Origin of the sequence: Streptomyces sp. ADI95-17, from assembly GCF_003846175.1 — a bacterium.
Lineage (GTDB): Bacteria > Actinomycetota > Actinomycetes > Streptomycetales > Streptomycetaceae > Streptomyces > Streptomyces sanglieri.
This window is the reverse complement of the sequence record NZ_ML123048.1, coordinates 432,183-439,110: the sequence shown is the minus strand read 5'-3', so window position 1 is coordinate 439,110 and position 6,928 is coordinate 432,183. Positions and strand designations below refer to the sequence as shown.

Annotated in this window: 6 protein-coding genes and 2 pseudogenes; 3 read left to right on the top strand and 5 right to left on the bottom strand. The window is 67.6% G+C overall.

Annotation, left to right across the window (positions count from 1 at the left end; translation table 11 throughout):
• Positions 1-1,035: 1,035 nt before the first annotated feature.
• The 5 genes and pseudogenes from EES42_RS25070 to EES42_RS25050 all read right to left on the bottom strand — a co-directional run bounded on the left by EES42_RS25070 (position 1,036) and on the right by EES42_RS25050 (position 4,750).
• Positions 1,036-2,054 (bottom strand): annotated as a pseudogene (locus EES42_RS25070) (NAD(P)H-dependent glycerol-3-phosphate dehydrogenase).
• 182 nt (positions 2,055-2,236) lie between these two features.
• Positions 2,237-2,887, bottom strand: coding sequence for a hypothetical protein (locus tag EES42_RS25065; protein WP_124720510.1), 651 nt, complete (start codon positions 2,885-2,887; stop codon positions 2,237-2,239).
• Positions 2,863-3,240 (bottom strand): hypothetical protein, encoded by a 378-nt coding sequence (locus EES42_RS25060; RefSeq protein WP_241196571.1) that lies wholly within the window; start codon positions 3,238-3,240, stop codon positions 2,863-2,865. The genes EES42_RS25065 and EES42_RS25060 overlap by 25 nt, the downstream gene beginning before the upstream one ends.
• Before the next feature lie 366 nt (positions 3,241-3,606).
• Positions 3,607-3,942 (bottom strand): annotated as a pseudogene (locus EES42_RS25055) (RHS repeat-associated core domain-containing protein); the annotation flags it as partial.
• A gap of 8 nt (positions 3,943-3,950) precedes the next feature.
• Positions 3,951-4,750 (bottom strand): IS5 family transposase gene (locus EES42_RS25050; RefSeq protein WP_241196611.1). Its coding sequence is split into 2 segments (ribosomal slippage): positions 3,951-4,412 and positions 4,415-4,750, totalling 798 coding nucleotides; the frame shifts between segments, so codons are not numbered across the junction.
• Positions 4,751-5,459: 709 nt separating this feature from the next.
• On the opposite strand from EES42_RS25050, the gene panD reads away from it, so the two are divergent.
• The 3 genes from panD to EES42_RS25035 all read left to right on the top strand — a co-directional run.
• Positions 5,460-5,885, top strand: a complete 426-nt coding sequence (panD, locus tag EES42_RS25045; protein ID WP_124720508.1) for an aspartate 1-decarboxylase — start codon at positions 5,460-5,462, stop codon at positions 5,883-5,885.
• Positions 5,886-5,915: 30 nt separating this feature from the next.
• Positions 5,916-6,278, top strand: coding sequence for a GNAT family N-acetyltransferase (locus tag EES42_RS25040; RefSeq protein ID WP_124720507.1), 363 nt, complete (start codon positions 5,916-5,918; stop codon positions 6,276-6,278).
• Positions 6,279-6,320: 42 nt separating this feature from the next.
• The coding region (locus EES42_RS25035) for an aspartate/glutamate racemase family protein (RefSeq protein ID WP_124720871.1) at positions 6,321-6,928 on the top strand (608 nt) is incomplete at its 3' end.

The following is a 6,928-nucleotide window of genomic DNA, read 5'->3' as shown; positions in this document are numbered from 1 at the left end:
AGTACTCCAGCAGGAATTTTCAGTCTGACCTGCGAGTTTCGCTGGAGTGTAGCGGGCTGTGGAGTGGTCAGGCGGCTACTGCCTGGCGTGGTCGGCGCCAGGCAGTAGCCCGCCCAGTCAAGGGTGCCGCGATCGGCCGAGACTTTCCCTGCAAAGGCAAGTCGACTGGAACTCATAATCGCAACCCTCTATCTCCGCAGTGCAGGAATTTCGCTTGCAGTGCGGCAATCAAAAGAGTCCCTTAAAGGTGAAAAGGTGAGAATTTCCGAAATCTGTGAAGCCTCCGAAAACTTCGTGATCAGGCCCTGCCGAGCACTGACAAGGCTCGCCACGCTGCCTCCCGTCAGCCTATGGTGTCCTCGCTCATTCGGCGCCCTTTCCGCCGTCGGCGAGGCCACGGGAGCGGGGGAGCGGATGACGTGGTCACGTGGCAACCCCCAACCCAGCACGCACGACACAACGGCACGGACCAAACACCACTCGTCATCCGCGACGAGCCGGCCGAGGTGCTGCGCAGGGTGGAGACGGGGACCAGGCCCGTCTGCGTCCACGGTGGCCGCGTCGACCACACCGCCGGCGAGGAACGCACCGGCAAGGTGGTGCACGATGTGCCCCACCTGCCCGTCCACCCGCACGAGTTCGAGCGCATCACACCAGACTCCACCGCCGCAACGGCTACCGATGCCGCTTCCCGCGGTGCGGGCCCCCACCCGCCTCCTGGAAGAGCCTGCACGACCGCTGCCAGACGCTCACCCGCGCCCTCGACACCCAGGCCCGCGCCCCCCAGGCCACGACAATGGGCACCGCACCTCTGAACGGGGCGCACCATTCCGGGATCGTCGCTGTGCGGTGCCGGAGGCCTGCCACACGGCACCCCAGGAGGACTCTGACCCTGTACAGGTCCCGGCCACAGCGCCGATCCGCCAGACTGGACCAGACACGAGAAGGCAGGGACCGCGGGTTTCCGTCCCGAGGCATACCTTGCGGGCGACGACATACGCAGGCAGGTACGGACTGGCTCAGGACGAGCGCGGGTCACCGTTCTGGTTGCGCGAGCCGCTGCTTCAAGGCGGCGGTGGCTTCGTCGAGGGAGACGGTCCCGTGCAGCAGAGCGCAGATGACCTCTGTGATCGGCATGTCGACCTGATGTCTGCCGGCCAGGCCGAGGATGGCCTCGGCCGACTTCACACCCTCCGTCGTCTGCCGGGTGGCGGTGGCAGCCTCTTCTACGGTCAAGCCGCGGCCGAGGTGCGCGCCGAAAGTGCGGTTTCTCGAAAGTGGTGATGAGCAGGTGGCGATGAGGTCGCCCAGGCCCGCCAGACCCGCGAGGGTGCCGGGGTGGGCGCCAAGGGCCGTGGCCAGTCGAGTGCTCTCCGCCAGGCCCCGGGAAATGAGCACGGCCGCCGCGTTGTGACCGAGACCCATACCCGCAGCAATGCCGACCGCCAAGGCAATGACGTTCTCGCCGCCCCGCCGAGCTCACATCCGAGGACGTCAGTACTGGTGTACGGCCGGAAGTACGAGGTGTGGAACGCGGCCTGCAAACGGCGTGCGACGGCTTTGACGGGACAGGCTATGGTCGCGGCTGCGGGATGGCCGGCCATGACCTCGCGGGCGAGGTTTGGCCCGGACAACACCGCGACCCGGCCTGCTGGCACGTCGGCCACCTCGCTGATGACCTCGCTGGCCCGCATCCCGGTCCCGGCCTCGATCCCCTTCATCGCCGACACGATCACGGTGCCATGCGCAATGCTCGGAGCCCACAATGTGAGGTTGGCCCTCAGAGACTGCGCGGGGATGGAAAGGACCAGGTAGTCCGCACCATCCAGTGCGGCAGCCAGATCAGTGGTGGCCGTCACGGAGCCGGGCAGTTCAACATCGGGGAAGTAGGAAGGATTGCGGCGCCGGGTGTTGATCCCATCGGCAATTTCACTGTGGCGGGCGTGCAGGACAACCTCGGTTCAGACCTCAGGGTCGGCCAGGATCTTGGCGATCGGCGTACCCCACGACCCCGCGGAGACCACTGCCGCGCGGACGGGACGATGCTGACTCACTCCAGCTCCCTTTCGGTTACACCGGGCCGCCTGCCCGGCCAGGGCCGGCGGCCAGAGCCGTCCACCTTACTGGTGACCGCACGTCACCAAGAGCCTCGACAAGAGGTGGCGGCGCGCCGAGTCAATGGTGCTCATGTGGGGCGTCCTCCTGCGGCCGTTGTGGCCGCGTTGCCCACTGGTTCTCACCACGTGGTGAGGTCGATTGTGTGGACGCAATGCGGGTCGGTCTCGTCGGTCGTCCAGCGTTCCTCCTCGCGCACGAGTGTCGGGAGTGCAGCGAGAAGGGCGGTCAGCGCGCCGGTGAGACGTACATCGGCCGCAACGACGCCGACTTCCTCGACCGCGACGTACAGGCGCATGCTGTCCTGCCCGGTGAGGAGGAAGCCACACAGAGCAGGGCTCGGCGGTGTCTCGATGTCCGGCCAGGCCAGTGTCCGCAGGATGCGCAGTACCTGGTCCGTGCGTGCCGGTGGAGCGGGCTCGACGGCGGAGGTGTCCACCCGGACCAGGGGCATACCCATCACGGACGCATCCGAGTACGCGGGGTTACTGGACACGAGCGTTCGTGCCCACCCCAGTGCCATGGGCGCGGTGGCCGGCTCGTCATCGTCGTCCACCAGCGGGATCTCGTAGGCGACCAGCGTGTTCGGTGCCACGGCGTCGGCGGCGCCGGCCACGATCCGGACTGCATCCCGCGTCGGTAGCATCCCGCGCAGGAAGGTCTGGCCGAGGAGAGGCACCGCCGTGTAGTCGAGGAGGAAGCGCGTGATGTACGCCTGCTGCTCGACCGATTCCTCGCACAGCCCGCTCACTCGTTGACCCAGCTGGGACACTTGTTGACGCCCTTGCAGTAGGCCGTGATCACGCCGATCTTCTTGCCCTTGCCCGCGTCGTATTCGCCGTCGGCAGTTCGGCGGGCGTATTGCACGATGACCACGATGTCGACCAGCCGGGTCTGGTGGCGGGCGACACCGTAGTACTCCAGGCGCCCCCCGCTCTTCTTGTCGACCTTCCCGGCGACAGCCGCGTTGATGATCCGGCACTTCTTGATGTTGTGCTTGCCCGAGAAGTGATTCCAGCCGAGATCACCGTTGCCGTACCGAGTGGGGATCACCCGCCCCTCGGGATCGGTCTGCTCGCACTTCGTCTTCTTGTTCCAGTAAGGCCCCGCTGACGCGTTGGTCACAGACCCGCCAACGAGCGCTAAACCGGCAACTGCCGCGGCCATGACACTGATCATCCTCATGACCGCAGACCGTGTCACATTCCAGCCGGGCATGCTCCTTCCTCATCAGCAGAAACGCTTCCCTGTTCCCCGGACGGGTCTATGGCCTTCACCGAATTGACGGTGGCAGGCGCGACCTCCTGGCCGCAAGGCGGGCAGGGAGGAATCCGGACCGGCGCCTCCGGGCAGACCTCGACGGCGAAGCGACGACCCTGGGTCACACCAGTCCGAGCTGGACCTGGAACGGCTGCATGCCGGCCCACTCGTCACTCGGGGTGCCGCGAAGCCGAGTCAACTGCCCGGTGCCCAGTGGCCGAAGTCCACGCCGAGGCCGAGCGGGTCCGGGGAGGTGTAGCGGCCGGTCTCGGGGTCGTAGTGGCGGAAGAGGTTGTAGTGGAGGCCGGTCTCGGGGTCGTAGTACTGGCCGGGGAAGCGCAGCGGGGTGTAGGCCGTGCTGGAGCGGGCCCAGGCGGTGGTGCCCCACAGGGTGCTCCGGGCGCGCCAGGCGGTGTCGCCGGACTCGTCGACCAGTTCGGTGGGTGTCCCCACGAGGTCGGTGGCTATGGCGAAGAACCGGCGGTCGATCTCTTCCTGGTGCGTGTCCGGGGTGAGGAGGCGTTCGGTCTGGGACAGCGGCACAAGGCCGTGACGGTCCCAGGTAAGAAGTCATCTCAATTGGTGAGCCTGCGGTAGCAGATGAGGGTGCAGGCGATGCTGGTGAAGGCGAGGAAGTGCCCGGCTTTGCGTTCGTAGCGGCGGTGGAGTCGGCGGCAGCCGGTGAGCCAGGCCATGGTGCGTTCTATGGTCCGGCGGTGCCGCCCGATCCGCTGCGAGGACTCGACGCCTTTGCGGGCGATGCGGTGCCGGATGCCGCGCCCTGCCAGCCATTGCCGCAGGTGGCGGTAGTCGTAGCCCTTGTCGGCGTGGAGTTTTGCGGGCTTGCGTCGGCGAGGACCCCGGCGGGAGCGGATCGGGGGTGTGCCCTTCACGAGTGGGATCAGGGCCTGGCTGTCGTGGACGTTGGCGCCCGAGATGCCGACGGACAGGGGCAGACCGGTCCGCTCGGTGATCAGGTGGATCTTTGAGCCGTACTTGCCCCGGTCGACAGGATTCGGACCTGTCAGGTCCCCCTTTTCAGGGCCGGCATGTTCACCGAGTCGATCGCGCACCTCGACCAGTCCAGGTCGCCGCGGGAGCCGAGTTCATCGAGGACCAGGCGGTGGAGCTTGGCCCACACCCTGGCCTTCGTCCACTCGGCGAACCGGCGGTGGGCCGTCGCGCCGGACGGCCCGAACGACGCCGCGGGCAGCTGCTGCCACGTGCAGCCCGACGTGGCCACGAACATGATCGCAGCCAGGACCTCCCGGTCACCGTGGCGCCGCCGACCACCGCCTTGAGGCCGCGACGGCGCCTCCGGCACCACCCGCTGGAACAACTCCCACAAATCATCCGGCACCAGCCGCTCAACAATCCCCGCCACGGCCAACAGCCTACCCAACCAAATGAGATGACTTCTAAGGACAGGCTCGACGCTACGGCGCCTGTGCGAGGAGCTGATTTCGGTGTGGCGTGGGTCGCGGTGTGACTGCGGTTCTATGGGCAAAATGGCTCCTTGTGGCTGACCTGAGCCAGATTGCGGCTGGCGCTCCGCTCTGGCCGGATTCCAAACACTGTTGAGACCCACCCTGTGCCACCGCCAAGAGTCACCGGACGAGCTGTAGTCATGGTTGTGAGGATCGCCGGTTTGGCCAACCGGCGATCCGCGGCTATGTTTCCGCGCTACTTCGGCCACTCAGATCCTTGTTTCGACCACGGGTGCCGCCTCCGTAGGGCGGAGCAGAAGGGGCTTGGGTCAGCTGAGCCATAGTGGTGCTCGGCTCGACTCCCGGTCGATCACCCTTGTTCCCGGCTGCCGCCCAGACCGTCAGAGTGACGGTGGCCGCGGACGCCCTTGAGAGGGTGCCGCGTAGGCTGGTGCCGTTGTCCCGGCAGTGTCCGGGAGAGTGGGTGAAGCCCTCCTGTAGTCGTATGACGATGCGTCAGAAAAGTCGGCAAGTGGTCAGCATGAGTCCTGAAAAACCTGGGGAACACTGTCCGAACATGCGACTCGTTGTAGGGTGTCAGAACAGCCCTTGACCTGCAAAAACGTAGGCAGGGAGCCTACTCGTGGGAGTGCCTCGATGTTGCGTACCATGTTCAAGTCCAAGATCCACCGAGCCACGGTGACCCAGGCCGACCTGCACTACGTCGGTTCCGTCACCATCGACGCCGAGTTGATGGAGGCAGCGGATCTGCTGCCCGGCGAGCTGGTGCACATCGTCGACATCGACAACGGTGCCCGCCTGGAGACATACGTCATCGAGGGCGAGCGCGGCTCCGGTGTCGTCGGCATCAACGGCGCCGCCGCCCACCTCGTCCACCCCGGTGACCTGGTCATCCTGATCAGCTATGCCCAGGTCGACGACGCCGGGGCGCGCGGTCTGAAGCCGCGCGTCGTGCACGTCGACGCCGACAACCGGATCATCGAAGTCGGAGCCGACGCTTCGGCACCCGTACCCGGCACCGACACCGAACGGAGCCCGCACGCCGTTCCGGCGGCGCGCTGATCCGGTCCGGCCACCTCAGGGAGCATCGCCATGGCAGAACAGAACGAGCGCATCGAACTCGACATCCGCGACGACCGGGCGAGCGGGAACCTGCTCGCGTACGAGAGCGGCAAGGCCGCCGGAGTCATCGCGTACTTCGTGATGGACGGTGACCCCGCCGCGCTCGTCGCCGTGCACACGGTCGTCGAGCCCGGCCACGAGGGCAAGGGCATCGCGGGCGCCCTCGTCCAGGAGTTCTACGCCATGGCGGCCCGGGAAGGTGTGCCCGTGGTGCCGCTCTGCCCGTACGCGGCGAAGTGGGCGCTGCGCCACCCCGAGCAGGCCCCCGAGGCCCCGGCCGAGCTGGTGGATCGGGCGAAGGCGCAGCTCAAGTCCCGTCCCGAGCTGTACTGACCGACGCCGGCCACATCGGCCGCGGGCTGTACCGTTCGGCAGATGACGCTCGCGCTGCTGCACACCTCCCCGGTCCACATACCGGTCTTCGACGCGCTCCGGGATGCCGGCCATCCCGGACTCGCGCTGCGCCACCTGGTGCACGAGGACCTGCTCGTCAGGGCCAGGGAGTCGGGCCCCGAAGCGGTGGCGGGTGATGTCCGGGCGCTACTCGCGGGCGCCGTCGCGGACGGCGCCCGCGCCGTGCTCTGCACCTGTTCGACGATCGGCGCCGTCGCCGAGGCGGAGTCGGTGACGCTCGGTGTTCCGGTGCTGCGCGTCGACCGCCCGATGGCGGCCGACGCCGCGGCACGGGACCGCGTGGTGGTGCTGGCGTCGATCACCGGCACTCTGGCACCGACCCTCGCACTGCTCGCCGAAGAGGCGGGGGACCGGGCCGTCGACGTGCGTACGGTCGTGGTGGACGGTGCCTGGGAGCGCTTCGAGGCCGGTGACCGGGACGGCTATCTGGATCTCGTCGCGGCCGCGGCCGATGCGGTCACGGACTGTGATGTGATCGTGCTGGCGCAGGCGTCCATGGCCGACGCGGTCACCCGGACGGTCACCCGCATTCCGGTGCTCTCCAGCCCCGGCCCGGGTCTCGCCGCGGC